Below are 24,713 nucleotides of genomic sequence, written 5' to 3'. Positions count from 1 at the left end.
GTGACAATACCAACCTAAAATAGTATAAACAGGGCTTGCTAGGCATAGTGAGCCTTTTTCTTAGCCGATTTTATCGATGTGGTTCACCCAGATATCTCTTAACCTGTGCTGATACATATTCCTTGCCTAGTTCTTTTCCCATCATAAGCTGATGGTTTAGTAACCCAAGCATTAGTGTATATAGTTCACGGCTATGGTTGGCAGAGACATAGCTAGCTAGCATCACCGTATATTTTTGATTGGCGAGAACCATACAAGGATCATCGGCGACATTCTCTAAGCCAATGACTTGGATATAGTCTGAGACTAGCTGCATTTCTTGAAAATATCGTGGCGCTACTTGTTGATAGATCAAAACAAAGTTCTCGACTCGTTGCTCGAATGAAGCTTCAGCGACTAAGGGTTGGTGTGCTAGAGCGCCTGCATCGAAGTTAACAATAGCCTCAGTCGCAGCACGAAATAGTTCATCTTTACTTTTGTAGTAGTAATAAACCGCGCTTTTACTCATTCCGAGTTGTTCACAGAGCTGCCTCATACCGACATTCTTATAGCCATATTCAAGAAAAACCTCTGTTGCCTTCAGGGCAATCTCTTCACGTCTTTTATCGTGATCAACGATCTTTGGCATGTCACTTTCTCTGCTGTACCCAATAGTGTGAACTGAATTGTATCACAAAACCCCCTATGCTGACCAAGTGGACTAAAAAACCTTTACCTCTAAATAAAAGCGCGCTACCTTAAAAGACCAACTGGTCGAAAAAGAGATTTTAGCTATGAAAATTGATTGGAATATACCACCTGCAAGAAAGGGATTCTTTTATGGGATTGATAAGCTAATTGGTCCGGGGGCAACCAAAGCAGAGAAAAACTTACAGCTCTATATACCGTTTATTGCTGGCTTTATCATGGTTGCTTATGCGTACTATTGGCAGCTTGGCTGGGGATGGTCGCAATACCTTATTGCGGGATTGCTAACGGTGGATATCGTTGGTGGCATTATCACTAACTCGACGTCCAGTGCCAAAAGGTGGTTCCACCGTGAAGGGCAAGGATTTAAGCAACACATGGGCTTTATTGGCACGCACTTTGTTCAGTTATCGCTGTTTAGCTGGGCGTTTCTTGATTTCGACATGATGTGGATTGCATTAGTTGGCGGCTACATGGTGGTTGCTTGTGTAACTATCCTTCAAACGCCACTCTATTTACAGCGGCCAGTTGCCATAACGTTCTATGCACTGAGCATTGTTCTTGCCATATATTCTTTTGAAGCTCCACAAGGATTGGATTGGTTTTTGCCGTTATTCTATCTAAAGCTATTGATTAGTCATGTCTTACGTGAAGAGCCATATCGACCAGAGTACGAATAGACCATGAGAGAGGTACATCAAATGAAAACACGCCCTCGTATCTTAATTGCTGGTTCAACGGGCTATCTTGGCTCGCACATTGTTAAACAGTTGATAACTGAGAACGTTGAGTTTAAGGGAATAGCAAGAAACAAACCTAGGTTGCTGTCTCTTGGTGCTCGTGACGATCAGGTTATCGAAGCGCAGGTGACTGAACCTGAGGAGTTACACGGCACCTGCGATGAGGTTGATGTCGTTATCTCATGCTTGGGTATCACCAGACAGCGTGACGGATTGGGTTACATGGACGTTGATTACCAAGCCAACCTTAATTTACTGCAAGAGGCAGAACGAGCAGGTGTTAGTAAATTTATTTATGTCTCTGCGTTTAATGCTGAGAAGTACCCTTCTGTTAGGCTGTTAAAAGTGAAAGAGCGTTTCGCTCTGCGTTTACTGGGTTCAGAAAATCTTACACCTTGTGTGATAAGACCAAATGGATTTTTCTCAGATTTAGAAGAGGTTTATCAGATGGCAAAGGCTGGACGAGTCTATTTGTTTGGTGCTGGCGACGTCAAAATGAACCCGATTCACGGGGAAGATCTTGCCAATTTCTGCCTTGAGGCGATAGATAGGGATGAAAGGGAACTTGATGTCGGTGGGCCGGAGGTTCTATCAGGCAAGGACATTGCTAAGCTCGCCTTTCTTGCGCAAAACAAACCAGAGAAAATCACCTGTTTACCTGATTGGCTGCGAGGTTTGATACTGAGTGTTGTAAAAAGACTTCCTGAAAAATGGGGTGGTCCTGCGGAGTTTTTTTTAACGGTAATGGGGCAGGATGCTATTGCTCCAAGGCATGGCACAAATAGGCTTGGGGACTACTTTACAAAGGCGGTTAGCTAATTACTGCTCCGTTCACGTTTTTGCAACTCTTTATAGAAATTGCTCAGAAACTCGATGTCTTCTTTTGGTGCTGCGAGCATTTGATCGAGAAAATTCAACGTACTTGCCGAGAGTGGTAATTGCCCGCCATGCTGTCGTTCAAGTTCTGTCATTGGAAATAGTTGCAGAATGCTGATATCAAGAGCTTTGGCAATACGAAACATATCGAGCAGGGTAAAATAACTTCGTCCTTCACGATCCATTTTCTCATAGAATGATGAGCGGCCCAAGTTCGCTTTTTGCGCAAGTGTATTTTTAGACAGCTTTGAATGAACCATCATGGTTTCAATACGCTCAATTACCATCATACGAAATTCTCGTTCTTCCACGCCGAAGAACTCAAAGCCTTCTGTTTTTATCTCTGCCATAATTTCCTGTGCTTTCCGATATTCTGGAATCAACGGGTGTATTGTGTCCGAATAATGGAAAAGTATATCGCTATTATGTCCTCAACACAAAGCGGGATAGCTAAAGTTATTTATCAATCGATGAGGACTAAATTATGATTACCTTTAAGCGTACGATTATTGCTGCGATGGCAGCACTGTCAACGTTATCTGGCAATGCGAGTGCAATTTCATTAGAACCAGTGGAAGGTTTGAATGTACAGCAACCATACTATGCGCCTGAGAATTTTGTTCAGCAAACAGACATGCCAGTAGTTAATATTCAGGGTGTACAGCCAGCTGATTACGCAAAGATATTTGAAGCACAAATTGGTGAGCAAGTTCGCCGTGGTATTAAGGAGGCTGAATATGTTTATCAGCTAGCAGGTATTGAGTTAACTTCGTTTGAAAAACGATCAACAAAGGTATTAGAGAACTCTCGAAAATTAAATCCAGAGTACTTTGATATTGTTGAAGCATTGGCAAAAGTTGGTGGTATCACGGTTGAAAAGATGTTCACCCTTAGTCAGTTGGATGCGGCACTAGCTTCTGCTGCGGACACTTCACTAAGAGGTTGTACTACTGTTAGTTTTGACGGTACCGGTGTGGTTGGACAGGTGAACGATACCCCATCCTTATCTGGGGGGAATTATTGGGTGCTGCAAGCCGATGATTTTATTCAAGTTATGGCATCCGGCTTTTATGGCTCAGGTCAAACAATGGGTAAAGACCTAGGTGTGGTGATCAACTTTCAAGGGACTGATTCTAAAGGGGTTGGTCTTGATTCATCAATGGCTATTGAGTTAGGTGCGTTGCAAAATTACATTGTTCGATATGCCAAATCTGTTGATGAAGCCATAAAAATTCTAGATAAACACCGTACGGTGGTGGCATCACACTTTAATTTTGCTGATCGCCAAGGCAATACAGTCGGTGTTGAAATGCTAAGTGGGAGTAATTACGTAATTAAGCGTGATGCTGGAATTGGTCATGCTAACCATTCAGAGCGTCCGGGCGTTATGCAGGCTTTTGCAGAATCTATAGGTATGCCAAAGAGAAATAAAGAACGTACTATTGCGACTGCCTATACAGAGTGGCGTGCAGATTTTGCTCAACAATTTATTGATAATACCCCTGAAGGTAATATTGATGCTGCTAAATATGTGCTGAATACTAAGCCAATTGCTCAGCATGCGGCGTACGGTTCGGATTTTATTACGACGTTAACTGCGGTAATGGATACAAAAGCAGGTTGTATAGAAGTGGCGCCAGGTGTGGGTGAGTGGAACGATTTCAAAAAGGTCTGTTTTAATGCTCAATAGTAGTGTGATTTAAATAATAACGGGTTACTTCGGTAACCCGTTTTTTATCTGTTATTTAGTGCTTTTTCCATTCAGCCAAAGCCTTAATATGAGAAGGGCTAATACCACAACAACCGCCAATTGTAGACGCTCCAAGTTCATACCAACGCTTGGCGTATACTAAATAATCTTCGGGAGAGAGTTTTCGCATCGATTGCAACGTATCATTAGCTTCATGATCTGTTTTTATCGGCATAAAGTTATTGGCATAAACCCCAATTTCTACATCAGTACCATACTGTTCAATAACCTCTTTAGCATCTTTGATCGCTTGTTCCATCACTTCAGGAACAGAACAGTTGAAGAATATACCTTTAGCACCAGCAAGGCAGACGATTGCAGTGGCCATTTTAACAGGTTGTCCAGATCTTAGTTTCGCTTCATTTCTGCCACTGTCGTTTAAACTAAATGAGTAATAGCTGTCTTTGGTGGAGTTTTTCAACACAGAATGAATAACTTCAAGTTCCTGCAGGCTGGAAATGGTTTCTGCTATCCAGAGGTCAACATGCGGTTCTTGAGCCTTAATAAGGGTTGTAATGATCTTTTTAGCTTCATCTGCATAAAATAGATCGGGTCGATAACTACCAAATGGTGGGGGAATTGCCCCTGCGACACGTACCGAATTATTATTTAAGGCTACAGATTCAGCAATAATCGCAGCCTGACGAGCTAATTTTGCACCATCGGTTTTATAACGTTCTTCACCAAGATGAAACGGTACACAGGCATAGCTGTTGACGATGATAATTTCGGAACCAGCGTCAATAAAATTTTGGTGGGCTTTACGGACATATTCGGGCGATTCAATCAGTGCCTGTGCACTCCAAAGTGGTTGTGAGAATGGCGCACCAATATCTTGGAGTTCGCGGCCCATTCCACCATCGAGTATGGTTAGTCTTTTCATATTACCGTTTCTAGAGAACTAAATTTTCAGGTTGATACTAGAGTATCAGACAGGCCCCCCTAAGACTATTTAGCCTTATTCTATTAATTATTACATCGTTCATCGCCATTTCTATCGTTAGTTCATACGGAACAGATAACACGTTGAATTTATTGCTTTCTAAGTGAGGTGCTAATTTATAGGCATAGAATTTAAAGTAGAAAACGAGGTATATAACGAGGGCTCACTACCTAGAGTGAGCCCATTTTTTTAGCTAAAGAGTAATAATGCTGTAGGGATAGCGAGCATTAAGCTTAGGAAGGTACGGATAAACCAAACAATAACAAGTTGACCAATATTTAAAGGAATTCGTGTTGATAGAATGCAGGGTATTGAGGCAGAGAAAAAGAGAATCGATGATACGCAAACAACACCAGCAGAAAACCTTGAAATAATATCAGCGTCTTTCATTAATAAGGCAGGTAAAAACATTTCTGCTAAGCTAGCTGCACTGGCTTTAGCTAATTCCATTCCATTTTCTAAACCCCATATCCAAGTTACTGGATAGAATAAATAACCAACCCAATCAAAAACCGGAGTGTACTTCGCAGCAAGTAACCCAATAACACCGACTGACATTATTGATGGTAAGATGCTGATTGTCATGATGAAGCCATCTTTTAAATTTTCGAGTACGTTCTTCCCAACTGAAGGGGCTTTATCTGCAACTTCAAGCCCATTTTGTATTGCTGTTTTGATTCTATGGCCTGTTTCGCATTCTGGCTCTCTATATTGTGCTTCATTACTGATTTTGGAAAGAGGAGGTAAACGAACAGTAATTGCTGTTACAACGAAAGTAATAAGTAGTGTGAGCCAAAAGTATAGATTCCAATATTCCATCAGATTGAGTGTTTTTGCGACAATGATCATGAAGGTTGCCGAAACAGTCGAGAAACCGGTAGCAATGATGGCAGCTTCACGCGGTGAATAATGCCCTGCGAGGTACACACGGTTTGTAATCAGCAAGCCAATAGAATAGCTACCCACAAATGAAGCGACGGCATCTATTGCTGAACGGCCAGGTGTTCGCCAAATAGGTTGCATCAGCCTTTGCAGCAAAATACCAATCGTTTCTAATAACCCGTAGCTTACTAGGAAGGCGAGAAAAACGGAGCCAACGGGTACAATTAAGCCAACAGATATCACAAGCTTTTCAAACAGAAAAGGAAGCATATCTGGTGTTTGTAACTGTGCGGGACCTGTTTTAGTTATAGCAAGAATGGCAGCAATCACACCGAGCCATTTAAGGAACAAAAACACTTTCTCTGTCAGGTTATTTCGCCAATTACCCGTAATGATAGGGTACATAGCACCAGCAATAATCATGAATAGTGCATACCATGAAGCGCCATCACCTAACCCACTTCTAATCCAACTTACGATGTGATCGAGTGGAATACTTTGCTTATCATTAATAGTTATCGGAATGAAAAAGATAAAAATACCAATACTGCTCAAACCAATCAGTCGGCACCAAACATTAAATAGTGGTTGGTTAGATTCTGTAAGTTGATTCATGTCACCTCCATGTTGTGTAATTGTTAATGTATATACAAATGACACGGTTTGGAAAGCTGCAGCTGAATAAAATGTGATCAATTTGGCTTTGTTGTTAATGCTTTGTGACTTGTATCTTCATTGTGAAAGAGGTATTTATTCAATTATATATACAATAAATGTATCAAATGAATAGAAGGCAAATGGCTTATTGATAGGTAAGACAAAAAGGAGAGGTTAACGCCGTACTTTGAAAAATCTATTCGTTGTACGGCTTATGTTTGTGTTATTTATTCAGCTGAAAGCGTTGGGCATCTACTCGTAATTTCTTGTACTTTGAAATTAGATCGCTTTTGCTTAACGTTTCATCACCAAAGAAAAAACCGTTCTGTGATTGCAGGATCTCAAAGTGCAGGTCAATTAAGCTTAATACTAAATCGGCTTTTTTTAGGGTGTTAGGGCTACAAGATTGACCGTGTAAATCATCAAGTAGATCGAGTACATTCGAACGGTAACGCTCAACCAGATATAAGGTTTGTAACTCTTCGTCATTTGTTAGTGCATTTTGCCAGCGATGATTAATTGCTTGCTGCCATGCGATTACGTTTGTGTCTGCATTCCGTACAATAAGTTGTTGTAACTTATGCTGGTAGGTTTCTAGGGCACACTGCTTTTCAAGTTTGTATAAATCAAACAGTGCTTCTGTACTCAAATTGTTCGGGTTTTTTAGTGAAAAATCAAAAAAGAAACGCGTTTCAAAACGTTCGACACCATGAAATAGCGGTGTATCGAGCCCATTGTTATTAAAGTGAATGTTAGAATTAAATTGATACATATAACCAAAGTCGAACAGTGTTACCTCGCCTTGGTTATTTAATAAGATATTACCTGGGCAGAAATCCCATTCGAATAAACCGTGTAGCTCAAGGTTTACGATGGCGGTAAAAATCTGTTGGAATACGTCATGATTCAAAGTGGAAAGGGGCTCACCTTCAATCCATGGAGACAAAATAATACCGTCGTTGAATGACGCAAATTGAGTATTGACGATGTGCTTAAAACTTTCAGGCTCGCGTTGCTTCAGATTTGTTAGATCACGTCTGCGCTGCACTTCATTTAAAAACGATGTTTGACCGTCAATATTATTGACTAAGCTCACTGCTCTTTTTTGTTTCAACGTCCAGCTTTTACCATCAATGTGCAGGTGGAAAACAACGGCAGTGAGGCCAGAATTGAAGGTTTCGACAACATAACTTGAGTCAGCTGTTGTATTTTTTAGTTGTTCCAACGTTATCGATATGCCCTCTAAAGTACCGACTACGATATTCTCTCCGCTGTCTACAAACGCTTGCTGTGCCTGTTGGCGTTGCTGTTCCAGATTCATATCTGGCTTCCTTTCATTGAAATAATACGGCTGGTGAATATATAAGGGGGCATACCTTACATACTGTGATAAGTGTATTAAATTTCACATTTTATGCGTTAATATCCAAGCTTCTCTAAGTGTTGGAGGCATAAAATAAAATGCCCAACCGAACTGTTAACCATCTTATTTCTCGATACCGCACTTTTTCTGAATATAAGTAAAGTTTATGTATAAGGCCAATCATCAATGACCTTATACAAGATTATGATTTTTTTAAGGTTGATTTAAATGGTTAGTGACGGTTCAAGCCGAAGATCGATAAGTTTAAACTGGTTTACATCGAAAAGACCTTTTACCGTCATTTTCAATGATGGAATAACCGGAAGCGCTAAGAAACTCATTTGTACAAATGGTTCTGCAACGGTTATCCCAATTCGTTTGGCAGCATCCTTTAATATCTCGATTTGTCTGGCGATCATTTCTGAGCTTTCCAAACTCATGATCCCGCCCAGCGGTAACATGAGATCTGCGGTTATCTTGCCGTTTTGCACAACACAATATCCACCGCCTATCCTTAACAGGTGGTTGATGGCCTGGGCCATACTTTCTTCATCAACGCCTATAGCAACAATATTATGAGAGTCGTGACCAACGCTGGATGCAATGGCACCTTGGTTGAGTTCAAACCCCTTCACTAATCCCATCGCAGGTGGAAGCTGGTGGCCATAGCGTTCAACGATGGCGAGCTTGTTAATGTTTGTTTCGGTAAACTGACAACCATCGAAGAGACAAATCAGGTGATCGGTGATCAGCTCATTTTTCACTATGCTAATCACATTATAATTACCTGTTTTAAGGTCGATTTTAAGTTCATCCGCCGTTACTGTCTTATGTCGCATACTTGGCTGCAAGGGAGGGGCAGAGATGGCTAGTTTGTCTGAAACCGACGCTGCGAGCTTTAACTGATCAACAAATTTACCGCCAATTAATACCTGTTGAATATCGACCTGATGTAAATCAGTCATCAGGTTGAGATCGGCTTTATATCCAGGAGCAATGAGCCCTAACCGACGCAAACCAAAGTGCTTTGCCGCAGACCAGGAAGCTACACGGTAGGCAAGGTGGGGTTTTATTTTATGGTGTTGAATCAGCCTTTTGACTAAATAATTGATATGCCCCTCTTTCGCAATTTCATGAGGGTTGCGATCATCGGTACATAGCAAACATAACGGTGAGCTATATTCGGTGATTAAAGGGGCCAGGGCATCTAGGTTTTTGGCGACAGATCCCTCACGTATGATCACCGCCATTCCTTTGGTGAGTTTTTCTTTGCCTTCACGGTAACTCACCGTTTCATGGCAATTTTGAATACCGCTGGCGACATAACCAGACAGCTCAAGACCACTCAATAACGGGCAGTGCCCATCCAGATTGAGTTCACTGAATGCTGCTAGCTTGTTTAACATCGCTGGGTGGCCATTAAGCACTGAGGGATAATCCATCACCTCGGCTAAACCCAGCACATGCGGATGGTCGAGGTAGGCTTTCATTTCATCAAGGGTAAAATCACAGCCATTGATATCAAGTCCTGGTACCGCAGGAACACAAGAGCTCACCTGCACAAACATGTTCTGGTGTGTCATTTCACTGCAGCGTAAGAACCATTCAAATCCTTCTTTTCCAACTACATTGACTAATTCATGCGGATCACAAACGATGCTGGTGGTGCCGAGAGGCAAAGTTGTGCGCTCGAATTCGAAAGGGGTCATGGTTGATGTTTCAACATGCATATGCCCGTCGATAAATCCCGGTACGGCGATTTGTCCCTTGCAATCGACTATGCGTTCGGCCTGTAAGTGCTCGGCTTCTGCACCGAGAGCAACGATGTAGCCCTCATCAATCACAATGGGCCCCGAGTTGATCTCGCCATTAATCAAATCCAGTATCGACAGGTTGGTTAATTTTAGTGAAGCAGTTTGTTCTTTGCGAAGGATAGCCAGTATACGCGTGAGCTGTTCCCGACTCAGTTGCTGGGTATGCTTATGCATTATATTTGACATAAACGAGCTCCTGATTAATGACCATCAATAAAAATAAATTTGATAATAAACAACAGAGCAACAATCGCGACGCCAGGGTGAATTTCACGCCAGCGGTTTGTACCTGCTTTCATTACGCAATAAGTAATAAAGCCTGTTGCAATACCTTCAGTGATTGAAAAACTAAACGGCATCATGACGGTAGTAATAAAGGCGGGAGCGGCTTCTGTCATATCGTTCCAGTCAATTTTTGCTAACCCTGAAGACATCAATATACCGACGTAAATCAGGGCACCAGCAACCGCGTAGCCTGGTACCATAGCAGCCAATGGAGAGAAGAAAATAACGATGATAAATAACAGGCCTGCGACAATGGCAGTTAAACCAGTTCGGCCACCAACGGCAACACCAGCGGAACTTTCAATATAGGCTGTTACTGTTGATGTTCCCATGTAAGCACCAGCAACAGAGGTTAGTGAATCTGCCATCAAGGCTTGTTTCATTCGGGGAAAACGACCTTTATTATCCGTGATTCCGCATTTCTCGGTGACACCGATCATGGTGCCAGAGCTGTCAAACAAACTGACTAAAGCAAAGGAGAAAATAACGCCAGCAAGGGCAAAATCTAACGAACCGGCAAGATCGGCCTGGCCAAAGGTACTCTCAATACTTGGCGGCATTGCCATAATGCCTGTGTATTCTACATCGCCCATGAGGGCCGCAATTGAAGTGACGACAACAATAGAGATAAGCACTGCGGCATGAATACCACGGGAAGCCAAAATAACGATAATAAAGAAGCCAAGTGCACCTAAAACACACTGTAGCGAGCTCAAATCACCAATGGTGATCATTGTTGCCGGACTTGCGACGACAATCCCGGCGTTGCTCAAGCCGACCAGCGCAATAAGCAGGCCGATACCACTTGGAATACTGATACGTAAGCAGCTTGGAATATTGGTTAATATCCATGACCGAATACCAAAAGCGGACATCAGGGCAAAGCATATTGCTCCCCAGAAAATTGTTCCCATACCGACCTGCCAGCTTATCCCCATACCTACCACAACAGAGAAGGCAAAAAAGGCATTCAGCCCCATTGCTGGTGCTAACGCAATCGGAAGGTTGGCAATAAGCCCCATGCCAATACAGCCCATGGCACTGATTAAACAAGTGACAACAAAAACGCCACTTGGATCCATCCCTGCGGCAGAAAGTATTTGCGGGTTAACAAACACAATGTACACCATAGTCATGAAGGTGGTGATACCTGCAATTATTTCGGTGGATAGGGTGGTGTTATGGGCTGAGAGCTTAAAATGGTTTTCAATAAAACCTTGTTTGGGCTCAGTTTCAGTTTGAGAGTTGGTCAACGAATCTGTAGAGCTCTCATTGACGGGGGTACTATTGTCATTGCTTGGTATGGTCATAAATAATTCCTTGTCGTCTTTCATCTAACAGGTAGGCACACTGATTAAGCTGTTTATTTCTGAATGTATTACATCATTACTCGATGCTTTGTCTTAACTGAAGACAATCCAATCAATCGTGAAATAAATTGAGTTGAATTTTTTCACGAAGATTTATTAATGATAAATTTTCGCGCTATTCATAACTATTTTCAGGTGCTGACGATTTATAATTTCTATGGGTCGTTAAATACTCGAATACATTCTAAGAAACTTATCGATGAAATAGGCATGACGCTGCTCTCACTTTGCGGACTTTATTATTCCGCATAAAGGCTTATTTGATGAATTCATCAATGACCAAATTGATTTAAATCAAGAGCGGTTTAGGAAGAGATAACAGAATATGAGAAAGTTGAACTAGGCAGAGGTTTATGATTATTGGTTAATGTTTAATCAGAGAAGTGTCTGGATTACGGAAGATTATTAGACGTTTATGATCGATTCAGCAAAGCCTCGTGGGCGACCTAAACAAGAAGCAGAGCAGTTTTGCAGCCACCAAGCTATTCTTGATGTTGCCCGAAGCCTGTTTATGAAGCATTCATACAGTAAGGTAACAACGCGGAAGATCGCACAGGAAGCTGGCGTTGATGTCGCGTTAATTGGCTATTATTTTGGGAATAAAGGCCTGCTTTATAAAGCGGTGTTTGATGATATTTATAAACCTTTTTTTCAAAAGCTGAACCAACTTGAGAAAGCCTCATCAAATAGAAATACGATTGAAGATCTTTTCATGACAATTTTTAATTTGGATGTCGAATATCCTGAGCTATTAGGTATTATTTATAAAACGTTGGTACTTAATGATGGCCCGAGAAGAAGCTATATTGATAAATCAATTTTGTCTTATACCGATGACTTCCATATTAAGATCTTCTCTGCCTTGCAACAAAAAGGCTTTATAGAACCAGAGCTGGATGTCATTTTGCTAAAAGATAGTTTTAATGCTTTAGTGATGATGCCTTTTTTCTTCTACCCGTTAAAAAAGGAAGGTAGCTCAGAGGAAGAAACCATTCAGTATTGTGAGAAACTGTACAGGCAAAATATCCGGTTGTTCCTGCACGGGTGCGCCATAAATTAAGTACCGAGTGTTTTTATTATAACGAATATGTGACTTTTCTTATACTCAGTATCCGATGCTGAGTCGCTTGTTCTGGTGTGAAAAACTTAAGAGGTTTAGACGTAGTTTCACTGACGAGTGCCCCTTTCCGAGTTTGCGCAACAGAGTGGTGATACTCTTTAGCAGTAAATAGTTCGGTTACCTTACCTCCTATTAATGCCTTAGCAGTTGCCATTACCGCTAAACTAACGACTCAACAACTTGGTTATTTAGATTTTGCTTATGCTCCACCCTTTTCGCGAACATGGGATACCTTGAATGTGGCAGGGAACGTCGAAAAATAAGAACTAATCGACTTACTTGGTATTTGCCACTTTAAATTCACTGATAATTCTATTATTATCGAAATATAGTAAGTAAGCATCGTAAATTGAGGAAAGGCTATGCTAGCGGAGTGGTTAACACACAAAGACCAATTAAGAAGTTACATAGTGAAACAAACGGGTGATCTAGACTTAGCTGACGATATCTTGCAAGAGGTATACATTAAAGCAAGCCAGAAAATTCACCAGCTAGAAGCTAAAGATAAACTTAAAAATTGGCTGTATCGCATTACTCATAATACGATTATGGATTTCTACCGATCGCATCAAAGCTATGAAGAGCTGATGGATAACCAAATAGAAGAAGAGGTGCCTGCTGAAGTTGTCAATTTACAAACAATGGGGCAGTGCTTACGCCCGATGTTTGATTGTTTGCCAGAGAAATATCGCCAAGCAATGATTCTTTCAGAATTAGATGGATTACCTCAACAGGCAGTCGCTGAACAATTAGGGTTGTCATTATCCGGAACGAAAAGTCGGGTTCAACGTGGTCGAGTTAAGCTTAAAGAAATTCTAATGAATTGCTGTAATGTGGAAACGGGACGCGAAGGTATCATTGATTTCTATCCCAAAGCAGAGTGTGCTGAATTCGCTAAAAGTAACTGTGTGGGTTAAGCCTGATCTTTAATATTTCATTGGTATTTTTTCTATAAATCGACTCACTTTCTGGGTCGCTTTCTTCTTTTAGAAGAGCTTCTTCGTCTTGCCCCCATCTATATTTTAATTTTCTGGAAAAATATTTTTAAAAATTGCGTCTTTTTTCATTTTCCTACGTCTTAATAGAATGATTAACATTTTTATTGAATAAGACAAATGAGAAATGAAGCCATCCCCTCTGAAGTTAAGACACCAGTTATAGAAATGCTGGCATTTTTAGCAAGCGATCAAGCGAAAGGAACCCTGCGTGATGTTCGCCGTGGAATTGAACGTGAAATGGTTCGAATTACACCCAATGGGGCGCTTTCTCAACGACCACACCCTTTATCTTTGGGCTCTGCACTTACTCACCCGTACGTAACCACCGATTTTTCGGAAGTGCAGCTAGAGTTAGTGACGCCTGCGGTTAATGAGAGAAGTAATACATTTGAAACATTGGCTTCTTTACACCACTTTGTTGCGGCTAAGTTGAATGAGGGTGAGTTGATGTGGGCTGCAAGTATGCCGCCTGCATTACCTGATGAGCACGACATTCCTATTGCTCGTTACGGTACTTCGAATGCTGGAATGCTGAAGGCTCGCTACCGTGAAGGGCTAGCTAATCGCTATGGAAAGCGGATGCAGCTTATTTCAGGCATTCACTACAATTTTTCATTACCAGACAGTTTCTGGAAGGCGCTTCATGTACATACTGAAAGTAAGTTGCCGTTAGAAACGTTTGTTTCTGACCGTTATTTTCATTTGATTCGTAATGTATTACGCCATGGCTGGATTATTCCATACCTGTTTGGGGCTTCACCTGCCGTCGATAAGAGCTATCTACAAGGTAAGCCCCGAGCATTAGAACAGTGGGACGAGACTACCGATTATTTCCCCTGGGCCACATCGCTGCGCTTGAGTAATCTTGGGTATGGTAGTAGTGAGCAATCTCACTTCCCTATGAGCTTTAACAATAAAGAAGAATATCTTACTGGGTTATGTAATGCGTTAACTAAGCCAAGTAAGCGATATACACATTTGGCAAGAGACCAACAATTGAACGGAGCTGTTCTCCAATTAGAAAATGAACTGTATGGTTCTGTTCGTCCTAAAATAGTCAATGCAGAAATGCGCCCCTTAGTTGCGATGTGCCACTACGGTGTGCAGTACATTGAATTACGCAGTTTGGATAATAATCCCTTGCTACCTTTGGGTATTGATGAGTTGCAGAGCCAGTTTCTTGATCTGTTTCTGATTTATAGCGCATTAGCACCAAGCCCAAAAATGAGTGAGCAGGAAAGTACACTCATTATGAAACGACAAGAGTTGGTTGCAACACAAGGTAGAAAACCCGGTTTGATGCTGCCAACTATGGACGGAGACATTTCGCTTGTTGATTTGGCTGCACCATTAATGAACACGCTAGCTGAAATGGCGAAAGGTATGAGTAGCCCTCAGCAAAGGGACGATTATGAGAGCGCTGTGATGCGTGAAAAAGCAAAGTTTGAAGACAGCGCATTAACGCCATCGGCACAGGTTTTAACCCGTATGAAACAAGAGAACCAGAGCCATACCACATTTATTCACGCATGCTCTCAGCAACATATGCAGGGGTACTTAGATAAGACTATTTCTTTGGATGAAATGACCAAACTAGAATCGCTTGCGAAGGCGTCTTTGTTTAAGCAAAAACAGCTAGAAGCCGTTCAAGAAGTGAGTTTTGGGGAATATGTTGCACAAAAGAGCCTAATTGATTGTGATGATCCTTCGCAAGCAACGAGTCTGCAGCCAATTCGGTGCCATTCGCCCCAATCTCAGGCAAACCAAGCTCAAGAGACAATTGTGTAATTATGAATATTCTTTGGAAATTAAAGAGCTACCTTAAAATGTTTGGCCGACACTATCTGATTGCCTTTGCGGCATTGCAGGTGGTTGCGTTGGTCAATTTGATTCCTTCATGGTTGATTGGTCGAATTGTCGACGGCATTAGCACGGACACATTAGACACTCAAACGATGATTATTCACGTCGTTGGGATTATAGTCTCGGGCGCGGCAATGTACGGTTTGCGTTTTGTATGGCAAAGCAAACTATATGGTGCTTCTATTGCGATAACGCGTGTTATTCGAAGTGAGTTGTTTCAAAAGTTCTCTCAATTGTCACCTGCATTTTATGCTCGCAGAAGTACAGGGGATCTGATGGCACATGCGACCAACGACCTTAATGCGGTGGAAGAAACCATGGGAATGGGGGTCATGACATTGGTGGACTCTTTGATCGCAGGTATTACGGTCATTTTGGGAATGATCTTTGTTGTTAGTGGTGAACTTACCGCTGTCGCACTGCTTCCTTTTCCATTATTAGTACTCATTACTCGCCGCTATGGTGTCAAGCTACATAAGGCGTTCGGTAAGGCACAGTCTGCGTTTTCTGATCTAACCGAAGAGACTCGTGAAACGGTATCGGGTATTCGTGCGGTTCGCTCACACGGTATTGCTGAACGTCAAGAACAACGTTTTGGAAAAACTTTAGATGAAACGGTAGATGCAAACCTTTTAGTTGCAAAAGTGGATGCGGCATTTGGTCCCACTATTCAATTAGTCTATGGGCTGTCGTTCGTTATTTCATTGGGCTACGGAGCATGGTTAATTGAACAAGGTAGCATTACGGTGGGATTGTTCACGACCTTTACGCTTTACCTTGGGCAGCTACTTGGGCCATTTATGCAGTTTGGTTGGCAGTTCAATGTATTTCAACGAGGTAAGACGTCATGGCGTCGTCTGGAGCAGTTATTTGCTGAAAATATTGAAGTCGTAGAAGGTGACAAAAAGCTGCCAAAAGATGCGGATGCAAGTATGTCTTTTGATATCAAATCATTCACTTACCAAAAAGCGAATCGTAAAGCACTTGATAGTGTGAAATTTGATTTACCATCAGGCGGATTGGTCGGCATTACTGGGCCAACGGGCAGCGGTAAAAGCACGCTATTGCACTTGGCACTGCGCCAATTTCAACTTGAGATACCATCAATAATTCACATTTCAGGTATGCCAAGCGACAGTCTAACGTTTGGTTCCTTACGCAGTAAGCTGGCTTGGGTTCCTCAAAAACCGCACTTGTTTTCAGGCTCTATCACAGAGAATATCGCGTTGGCGAAACCTGATGCGTCGCAAGCAGAAATCGAGTATGTGGCTGAAATGGCGGGTATTCGAGCAGAAATTGAAGCGATGCCTGAAGGCTTTGATACTTCACTTAGAGAGGGCGGTACGAATCTATCTGGTGGTCAAAAACAGCGTTTGACTCTTGCTAGAGCCCTATTGTCGGGTGCTGATATCCTTTTGTTGGATGATCCATTTAGTGCGTTAGATATGAAAACTGAGGTACAAGTTCGTCAAAACTTAAAGGCGCATTATTCGCATAAAACGATGTTGCTTGTAACGCAGCGATTAACGAATCTTATCGAAGCTGACCATATCTTAGTATTGAATGATGGGCAGGTAGAAGAACGTGGTTCTCATCATGAGTTGGTGGCGAATCAAGGCTGGTATTCAATGGTTTATCAACGCCAAAGCCAGTTGGGGAAAACTATTAGCAGTAATGTAAATACTGACAACGAGTCGAATCTTGAGGAGACAAACGATGAGTAAGTCTCAAGCAAGTAATGCTCGAACAAATAATAGTGCAGAGAAGCCTGAATCGATGAAAAACAATGCACTTTATCGCCGTTTATTGACCTTCTCATTGCCACACAAAGCGCGTTTTGGCTTTGCCTTTTTGATGTTGGCGCTTGCGGTCAGTGCCGAGATGGCGATTCCATGGTTGGCTAAAATTGTTTTGGATGAGGTCATTGTACCTCAGCAATTTGAATGGCAACAACTTATCACATTGATCGGGCTTGTGATGCTGTTCTATGTATTTGCCGCGGTGTTTGGGTATTTACAAGCGGTCACCTTTAAACACAGTGCATTGTTGGTGGTTAAAGACGTACGTGAACAACTATTCCGCCATGTTTTGAACTTTCCTATAGCTACATTTGACAAGTTATCTACGGGTAAACTGGTCTCTTACATTACCAATGATACTGAATCGCTACGCAATATGTATGTGTCGACTATTCCAACCGTGATTCAAGGTGCATTGCGCATCACGGCTATTTTCATCGCAATTGCATTATTGGATTGGCGTTTGATGTTACTCAGTTTGGTATTGATCCCTGTTTTGCTTATAACAATGCATTTGTATCGCAAGATTTCAATGTCAGTGTTTGACGGAATTCGAGTTCAAGTCAGCAACATTAACGGGCAAATAAACGAATCGTTGCAAGGCATGGCGTTGATTCAAGCGTTTCGTCAAGAAAAGGCGTTCCAAACTAAGTTTGAGAAAGATAACCAAAGTTGGTTTAACTTCCGTGCTAAGTCAGTCGCAATTGATAGCTTGATGTTGTTGCCACTGACGCGCTTGATTTCGACGTTGACAGCAGCAGGCATTGTTGCGTGGTTTGCAGGAGCATCGATGTCGGCCGTTGTTGAGATTGGTACTTTATATGCGTTTTTGAATTACCTTGAGCGCTTCTTTGACCCGTTCCGACAGTTATCGATGGAACTGCACAAATTGCAGGTTGCAACCGTGTCTTCTAAACGTATCTTTGAGCTGCTAGACGATGATTCTGAAATTCATAATCAATCGATGCCGGAAGTGAAGATAAATGATAACAACGATATTGAGTTTCGTAATGTCACCATGGGATACGAAGTCGATAAGCCAGTACTCAAAGATGTCAGCTTTACGGCAAAAGGCGGCGAGTTTACAGCGATTGTTGGGCATACCGGCAGCGGGAAAAGTTCGGTGATCAATCTGTTGATGCGTTTTTATCAACAGCAGCAAGGCGACATCCTTATTGGCGGGCAACCGCTTCATAAACTACCGGAATCACAGTTACGTAAATTGTTTGGTTTGGTATCGCAAGATCCAACCATCTTTAGCGGTTCAATCGTTGATAATATCGATTTATCTCATGATGCCGCTTTTAGTCATAGCTATACGAGTGATGACAGTACGCTTAATGACAATGACAATAAAGCACTAAAAGCTAGCCGTGATAAAGCGATACAAGCAGCCGAAATGGTGAAAGCGGATCGCTTCATTCATCGTTTACCTGATGGTTTTGATCATCAACCAAGCAATGGCGGCGCTACGCTTTCTGTGGGTGAAAGACAGTTATTGGCATTAGCTCGTGCGATTTCTCACGATCCTAAAATATTCCTGCTTGATGAAGCGACGGCGAATATCGACAGTGAATCGGAAGAAACGGTAAAGCAGGCTCTTGAAAATATCCAAGACGGCAGAACCGTTATCACCGTTGCGCACCGCTTATCGACGATTAAAAACGCCGATCAAATCTTAGTGATGAACAGCGGTAAGGTGGTACAGAGTGGTACACACCAGGCGCTAATCGAACAAGATGGCGATTACCGAGATTTATACCTTGCACAGAAAGCGCAAGAAGAAAACGAACATCAAAACAGCACGCTAGGCCTAACGGCTGTGAGCGCGGCATAAGTGATAAAATAGAAAGAGTCATTACATTATGAATAACGACAACAAGCAATTTATGCCTCAAGAAGTCATTAACGATATCCTTGAGTGGGAAATCATGCACGGCGTCGCGTTTCGTCAGGCCGATAATACGGCAAGGCACGTACCATTCAGCATCGCACCGATGACGATGGAACGCTCTGTGTACCAACACCTGCTTTCTGTTACACCATTGATCGCTAAGTTGGTGAGCAACGTGTCAGAAGATCATGATTTCTTGCAAGAGTCGCTTAGTGCCATGGCAAAGGCTGACCCGTTTTTTGGTCGTTTGATGGAGCTACATCAGCAGGCACACGGTGATGTAACTAAGCGTCAGCAAGCTGCTCGCCAGCCACTACTTTTGATGCGTACCGATTTTATGGATGATCGCCAGCATGGAGCTAAAGTGATCGAATTCAATGGTATTGCTGCAGGTATGGGGCCATTTGGTCAGCGCGCTACAGAGCTGCATTGCTTTGTGCAAGACCAATGGAACGATGTTTACCGTAATTGGTTAGAAGACGATACGGCAATGCCAGCAGACAATCACGGCATGGAGCAACTCGCTATAGGTATTGCTGCCTCTGCAAGAAAGGTAAAGGCGCACTTTGCTGAACTGGGCGGTAGTGCGAACGAACAAAAGCCAACTTTCCTGATGATTGTGCAGAAAGATGAAGACAACGTTTACGATCAGCACCTATTGGAAGTTGCATTGCAAAAGATTGGGGTTCGCACAGTAAGACGCACCTTTGAGCAATTGAGCACTCAGCTTTCTAGTGGTCAAAATCAGCGCCTAATTCTTGAAAATGTTGGCGCAATTGACACGGTTTACTTACGTGCGGGCTATCAATATTCAGACTACTGGGCACCAGAGTTGAATGAAGATATTTGCTGTCACACATTAAGCCAAACGCGTCTGTTTATTGAAATGCATTACGTGGCAATGAACGCGACCATCAGCCAGCAGCTTGCAACGAGTAAATCAATGCAGATGCTACTGACCATGATGCCTGTACAGGAGTATGCCCGTTGGGGGTTAACCCTAGAAGAAGCTCGATTAGTCAAGAGTGTCTTGGCGGATATGAAGCCCATTTCGAAGGAGGCAATCGAATGGTTTAATACCTCTGCCGATAAGCAAGAGTGGGTACTCAAAAACCAAGGCGAAGGTGGTGGTCACTGTGTATTTGGAGATCAGATCAGTGAGACATTAGCCAAATTGAAGCCAGAAGAGTATGACGCATGGGCATTGATGCAGCGTTTGTATCCGCATGAACGAGATACGCCAACCATTGCGGTTCGTGATGGAAAGCAGGCGTTGGTGAACGATCTCGTGAGCGAAATCGGCTTGTTTACCGCCCATTATCAAGGTGAGCCTGTAACGGATCTAGACGGCTATGCTGGTTACTTAATCCGCAGTAAACCTGCCAGTGAAAATGAAGGCGGCATTCATAGCGGTCAAGGGATCTTGGATTCACTAGTACTTCTTAATGCGTGATTGGTTATGAGGCTATTGTCCTAACCCTGATGGTCTTGGCTGTTGTAGATTAGTACTAGACAGTAGTGTTTCGTGAAAAAGTTGAAACACGGAAATATTCACCATCGAGTCAGCGAGACTTATGCTGACTCGCCTTTGCCCCATTCTGCGTTAACGTATTTACTCAGCAGCTGATTAAACATATATTTTCATTTATGAGACAACCTTTTTCCTCTGCACAACTACTATTTTTTCTCATATATTAGAATTTCTATGGCACCAAAACAGACGCAGAGGATTCACTAATGAAAATACTCCAACGCTTTTTTGCTTATTCACTAAGTGCCTTATTCCTTTTTACCTTGTCCAGTTTGGCGGTAGCAGCTTATAAGAAAGGCGAGGAGATAAACTTAGTCGAGGTCGCGGCCACCAACGATGACTTCCAAACTTTGGTCATGGCGATCCGGGCATCCGGCCTGTCCGGCACTCTCGAAGGCAAGGGGCCCTTTACTCTCCTGGCACCCACCGATGACGCTTTCGCAAAGCTTCCGGCTGGCACTCTGGCTGACCTGCTCAAGCCAGAAAACAAAGAACAACTGCAGGCCGTGCTCAAATACCATCTCCTGATCGGGGCTATCACCTCAGAAGAAGTCAGCAAGCTGAAACTGCCTGAAACCGTCCAGGGAGAAACAGTACAAATCGAAAGCGGCGAGGATGGCGTGACAATCAACGGTGCTAAAGTCATTGCCGGTGAACTCAATGCCAGCAACGGGGTTATCCATGTTATTGACACAGTCTTAATCCCCGGTACCTTGTCCAGTTTGACGGTAGCAGGTTATAAGAAGGGCGAGAAGATAAACCTGGTCGAGGTAGCAGCCACCAACGATGACTTCCAGACCCTGGTCATGGCGATCCGGGCATCTGGCCTGTCCGGCACTCTCGAAGGCAAGGGGCCCTTTACTCTCCTGGCACCCACCGATGACGCTTTCGCAAAGCTCCCGGCCGGCACTCTGGCTGACCTGCTCAAGCCAGAAAACAAAGAACAACTGCAGGCCGTGCTCAAATACCATCTCCTGATCGGGGCTTTCACCTCAGAAGAAGTCAGCAAGCTGAAACTGCCTGAAACCGTCGAGGGAGAGACAGTACAAATCGAAGACGGCGAGGATGGTGTGACAATCAACGACGCTAAACTCATTGCCGGTGATCTCAATGCCAGTAATGGGGTTATCCATGTTATTGATACAGTCTTAATCCCCGAGTAAATCATCAACCGGAAACAAAAAAGCTTTGCTATGGCGAAGCTTTTTACCTTATTGGCATCATTACAGCTAGTGCATAGATAGGCCGTCGGCTCTACAACAAAGTCGTTGGCGATAGAACCTGAATTAGGCTATTTGGTCAAATTGAAGCTACAGTAAAAATCAATGCCAGATTCGGATTAATGTACTAATTCATTGTTATTTTCTCCTAGATGCGAGCGTTGCGCTAATCCTTTTAGATACTGGGCATTCGTACTATAGATACCTAGTCAGTAAATGGGCGTCAAATCTTGGGCTGGACTCTAATCTGTATGGCACTCATTCGATGAGATGAACCAAAGCGACATTAGTCTATGTAAAAACGAAAAATATTCGAGCTGTCCAGCTTTTACTCGGACATACAAAGGTAGATAACACGATCCGTTACCTTGGTGTTGAATTAGAAAATGCATTGTTGTTTTCAGAAGGTACTGATTGTTAGTTGAAAGGAACCCTATTCATTAGGGTTTCCATTAGCCACCATTTTGACAAGCTGTTGCCCCCAAGTTTTTACGAAGAAAAGTATTCAGCTAATAAACTAAGCGTCATTTGGTATTTTCCTACTACCGACTTAGTGTTTAGAAGTCGATAGTTATTGGTTTTCACCTATCGACTCACCTTTAGCTCATGGTCATAATCACTCAATAGTTTCAAAGTGGAACTTGTATTCACGTACACCGTCTATCTGAATACCTTTTTCTCTCAACTCAAGGTACTGCTGAATCTTAACTGTTCTGAAATCCATAGCCTTCAGCGCCAGGATTATCCGTAGTTCATCCATTGAACGTGACTTAGCTTCAGAGCTACAAGTACCGCAGACAACATAAGCCTTTTGTTTAAAACCAATCTTATTAAGCCAGTTCAGCTCTTTTGGTTCTTTACGTTTGCCACAAAAGTAGCAGCGATTCTCTTGCTTCAATACTGCCTTTTCCCTTAAAGCTTTAGGGCTTGGTGATTTGATTGGTGGGGTAGTGTTAGTCTTCTTACTACCACTGAACATAGAGAACTGAACTACATTAGACATTTGGATTGCTCTTAGTAATCAAGGTATACAGCATATAACTGAACATTATTGTCATGTGCCTTTATATCCTATTTCTTGTGCATTCAAAGCGTTTAAGAGGGATTCTCAACGCTTGGCATCTTTAGTTCGATTATGCAGCAAAACCATGTAAATTTCATAAACTCAGCTTCGAAGTTAGGCGCCATTACTGGGATCAAAACAGACTCACGCGGGGCGTAAGTTATTTCTCATTTAGATTTGGCTAACGAGCATGCAACAGCAATTGCACATTTAATTAATCTCAAATTGCATGGTTCAGCATTGGCTCGAATTCGTCCTTGTATTGAATCTGTAATTCGAGGTTTATGGGTTTATCATTGCATCGAAGACCAAGAGACCGCTGAAAAGTACGCTAAGAAAGATGGAGCATGGGGCAGTTTAGAGTCAATGGTTAAGAACCTAGATATCAAACTTGAAAGTGACTCTCATTTTTCTCAACGATATTTGGGTAGAAATTATGGCTTACTGAGCAGTTTTACTCATGGCTTAAGCCAACAAACTGAGAGAAGGTTTAGCGGTAAAACTATGTCCCTAAAATTGTCTAAAATTCAAATGTCTGAGATTATAAAAGAGGTTTGTTATTTGTCATATTTAGCCAATATAACTATCGCGTTCGTAGCTAACAACGAAGATGCTGTCAAAAACCTAACTCAGCTCTGGTCGAAATCTGATATTTAACAATCGGTTAAGGCTTCAAGATACTTTCCCTCATCAGAAGCACTTGCGTTAGAATGATACCTCTAACGCGCTTGTGCCCCGAAATGAGTTAGTCCATAAATCATCGGCAGTGATAAATGTAGATTTACCTTATTTTTTTTCTAATGTGATTGCAGAGTATAACAGCACGCAAGTCTGCCAGTGGCAGACTTTCATTCATAGGTGCTATAGAACGTATTTTTATGGTAAATAAAATTTAACGTAACGATTAGTGCCGGGCTTCTGTTAACTTCTTGTATAAACAATGCCTTCTATATAAGAATTTAATGTTGATTGTTGTTATGAAGTTAAATGAGCTAATTGAGAGAATGTATTATTCTACCCTGTGATTTATCATTAGCGAAATTTCGTAAAGATTCTAATTTTATTTAAATTTCATTATTAATAATAATTTCGAGAGTTTTTTGTTTCATAAAACCAACGACTGTTAGTCACTCTATAGTTGAGGTTGATACACCGTTAATTATTATTTTTCATTAGTGTTAAGTCTGAATTTAAATTACTCTCTGCTATGATCACATTATCGTTAAAAACGCCCACTTCTATTTAACCTCTCATACTCAATTCACAAATAGGTCTGGTTTGTTTTATAATATTAGGTGAAAATCACCAATAGACCTAAAGTAATATCCATATAACCTTAAAATTAAAACACAATATATCATTAACACTTAGACTGTTATGATTATCATATTTTACGTCTTATTTATTCAATATGGAGTTTTTTACTAAGAGACGACATCATGTCATTTTAGTGTTGAGGTTATTTGGTTTTTTATTTAAATATATGAAGTAATAGGCGTTGTTGAAAATAACTCCTGATTACTACCATGTCTCAGCCTAATCAGCAAAGGCCGAGGCATGGCGTAAACGGTGGCAGAACACTGACACGCTGCAAGTCCGTTCATGGACGCTAGACCTGCCGTGTATTATCAGCTTATTTAGTACCGTTTACGTCTTAATGCTCCTCGGTAATGTTTATAAATAAACTTTAATATCAATCTATTAAGGTTGATAGCCTAATAATTATTAGGTTGAGTTTCAGTGGCAATCAAGAAATAACTTGAAAAAACAGACATGCCAGTGAAGGACTTATTTTGTTGTGATTAAGGTAGCTAAATTTATAAGCAAACTATTATTATTGGAAGACTTCTTCTGGTAT

Annotated in this window: 19 protein-coding genes and 2 pseudogenes; 13 read left to right on the top strand and 8 right to left on the bottom strand. The window is 42.0% G+C overall.

Annotation, left to right across the window (positions count from 1 at the left end; genetic code table 11):
* Window positions 1-70 precede the first annotated feature (70 nt).
* Window positions 71-628 (bottom strand): TetR/AcrR family transcriptional regulator, encoded by a 558-nt coding sequence (locus C9J48_RS06135; RefSeq protein WP_006229116.1) that lies wholly within the window; start codon window positions 626-628, stop codon window positions 71-73.
* A 145-nt stretch (window positions 629-773) separates the two neighbouring features.
* On the opposite strand from C9J48_RS06135, the gene C9J48_RS06130 reads away from it, so the two are divergent.
* Complete coding sequence (locus C9J48_RS06130; RefSeq protein ID WP_006229117.1) at window positions 774-1,367, top strand: hypothetical protein; 594 nt, start codon at window positions 774-776, stop codon at window positions 1,365-1,367.
* 21 nt (window positions 1,368-1,388) lie between these two features.
* Window positions 1,389-2,246 (top strand): SDR family oxidoreductase, encoded by an 858-nt coding sequence (locus tag C9J48_RS06125; RefSeq protein ID WP_006229118.1) that lies wholly within the window; start codon window positions 1,389-1,391, stop codon window positions 2,244-2,246.
* On the opposite strand, the gene C9J48_RS06120 is transcribed toward C9J48_RS06125, so the two are convergent.
* Window positions 2,243-2,653 (bottom strand): transcriptional regulator, encoded by a 411-nt coding sequence (locus C9J48_RS06120; RefSeq protein WP_006229119.1) that lies wholly within the window; start codon window positions 2,651-2,653, stop codon window positions 2,243-2,245. The genes C9J48_RS06125 and C9J48_RS06120 overlap by 4 nt on opposite strands.
* Before the next feature lie 134 nt (window positions 2,654-2,787).
* Between C9J48_RS06120 and C9J48_RS06115 the strand changes: the two genes are divergently transcribed.
* Window positions 2,788-3,993, top strand: coding sequence for a C45 family autoproteolytic acyltransferase/hydrolase (locus tag C9J48_RS06115; RefSeq protein WP_006229120.1), 1,206 nt, complete (start codon window positions 2,788-2,790; stop codon window positions 3,991-3,993).
* Window positions 3,994-4,048: 55 nt separating this feature from the next.
* Here the strand turns inward: C9J48_RS06115 and C9J48_RS06110 are convergent, their stop codons facing one another.
* The 5 genes from C9J48_RS06110 to C9J48_RS06090 form a co-directional block, all read right to left on the bottom strand.
* Window positions 4,049-4,936 (bottom strand): homocysteine S-methyltransferase family protein, encoded by an 888-nt coding sequence (locus C9J48_RS06110; RefSeq protein WP_006229121.1) that lies wholly within the window; start codon window positions 4,934-4,936, stop codon window positions 4,049-4,051.
* Between the two features lie 249 nt (window positions 4,937-5,185).
* A complete protein-coding gene (locus C9J48_RS06105) occupies window positions 5,186-6,493 on the bottom strand; it encodes a YjiH family protein (RefSeq protein WP_006229122.1) in 1,308 nt (435 codons plus the stop codon).
* Between the two features lie 265 nt (window positions 6,494-6,758).
* Complete coding sequence (locus C9J48_RS06100) at window positions 6,759-7,856, bottom strand: protein kinase family protein (protein ID WP_006229123.1); 1,098 nt, start codon at window positions 7,854-7,856, stop codon at window positions 6,759-6,761.
* Window positions 7,857-8,122: 266 nt separating this feature from the next.
* Window positions 8,123-9,898 carry an adenine deaminase gene (gene adeD / locus C9J48_RS06095; protein WP_006229124.1) on the bottom strand — a complete coding sequence of 592 codons (1,776 nt, stop codon included), beginning with the start codon at window positions 9,896-9,898 and terminating at the stop codon, window positions 8,123-8,125.
* Window positions 9,899-9,912: 14 nt separating this feature from the next.
* Window positions 9,913-11,307 (bottom strand): NCS2 family permease, encoded by a 1,395-nt coding sequence (locus C9J48_RS06090; RefSeq protein ID WP_081450074.1) that lies wholly within the window; start codon window positions 11,305-11,307, stop codon window positions 9,913-9,915.
* Between the two features lie 475 nt (window positions 11,308-11,782).
* On the opposite strand from C9J48_RS06090, the gene C9J48_RS06085 reads away from it, so the two are divergent.
* The 9 genes and pseudogenes from C9J48_RS06085 to C9J48_RS06050 all read left to right on the top strand — a co-directional run.
* On the top strand, window positions 11,783-12,427 hold the full coding sequence (locus C9J48_RS06085; protein WP_006229126.1) for a TetR/AcrR family transcriptional regulator: 645 nt from the start codon (window positions 11,783-11,785) through the stop codon (window positions 12,425-12,427).
* 422 nt (window positions 12,428-12,849) lie between these two features.
* Entirely contained in the window at window positions 12,850-13,404 is a 555-nt protein-coding gene (gene sigZ, locus C9J48_RS06080) for an RNA polymerase sigma factor SigZ (protein WP_006229128.1), read from the top strand.
* A gap of 198 nt (window positions 13,405-13,602) precedes the next feature.
* Window positions 13,603-15,273 (top strand): glutamate--cysteine ligase, encoded by a 1,671-nt coding sequence (gene gshA / locus C9J48_RS06075; RefSeq protein WP_006229129.1) that lies wholly within the window; start codon window positions 13,603-13,605, stop codon window positions 15,271-15,273.
* A gap of 2 nt (window positions 15,274-15,275) precedes the next feature.
* The gene (locus C9J48_RS06070) at window positions 15,276-17,072 is read left to right on the top strand and encodes an ABC transporter ATP-binding protein (RefSeq protein WP_036802595.1); all 1,797 of its coding nucleotides are present in this window, start codon (window positions 15,276-15,278) and stop codon (window positions 17,070-17,072) included.
* Window positions 17,065-18,984: an ABC transporter ATP-binding protein gene (locus C9J48_RS06065; RefSeq protein WP_006229131.1), complete on the top strand. Its 1,920-nt coding sequence runs from the start codon at window positions 17,065-17,067 to the stop codon at window positions 18,982-18,984. The genes C9J48_RS06070 and C9J48_RS06065 overlap by 8 nt, the downstream gene beginning before the upstream one ends.
* Window positions 18,985-19,012: 28 nt before the next feature.
* The gene (locus C9J48_RS06060; RefSeq protein ID WP_006229132.1) at window positions 19,013-20,494 is read left to right on the top strand and encodes a glutathione synthase; all 1,482 of its coding nucleotides are present in this window, start codon (window positions 19,013-19,015) and stop codon (window positions 20,492-20,494) included.
* A 284-nt stretch (window positions 20,495-20,778) separates the two neighbouring features.
* Window positions 20,779-21,219, top strand: a pseudogene (locus C9J48_RS28400) (fasciclin domain-containing protein); the annotation flags it as partial.
* A gap of 54 nt (window positions 21,220-21,273) precedes the next feature.
* On the top strand, window positions 21,274-21,735 hold the full coding sequence (locus C9J48_RS28395) for a fasciclin domain-containing protein (protein WP_373456040.1): 462 nt from the start codon (window positions 21,274-21,276) through the stop codon (window positions 21,733-21,735).
* Window positions 21,736-21,979: 244 nt separating this feature from the next.
* Window positions 21,980-22,213: pseudogene (locus C9J48_RS06050) on the top strand (site-specific integrase); the annotation flags it as partial.
* 195 nt (window positions 22,214-22,408) lie between these two features.
* On the opposite strand, the gene C9J48_RS06045 reads toward C9J48_RS06050, so the two are convergent.
* Window positions 22,409-22,795, bottom strand: coding sequence for a hypothetical protein (locus C9J48_RS06045; protein WP_006229135.1), 387 nt, complete (start codon window positions 22,793-22,795; stop codon window positions 22,409-22,411).
* Between the two features lie 237 nt (window positions 22,796-23,032).
* Here C9J48_RS06045 and C9J48_RS06040 point away from each other — a divergent pair, with 237 nt between their 5' ends.
* Entirely contained in the window at window positions 23,033-23,512 is a 480-nt protein-coding gene (locus C9J48_RS06040; RefSeq protein WP_006229137.1) for a DUF6988 family protein, read from the top strand.
* Window positions 23,513-24,713: the final 1,201 nt, after the last annotated feature.

The organism is Photobacterium profundum (assembly GCF_003026285.1).
In the GTDB taxonomy this organism is placed as follows: Bacteria; Pseudomonadota; Gammaproteobacteria; order Enterobacterales; family Vibrionaceae; genus Photobacterium; species Photobacterium profundum.
This window is presented reverse-complemented; position numbering and strand designations above follow the sequence as displayed.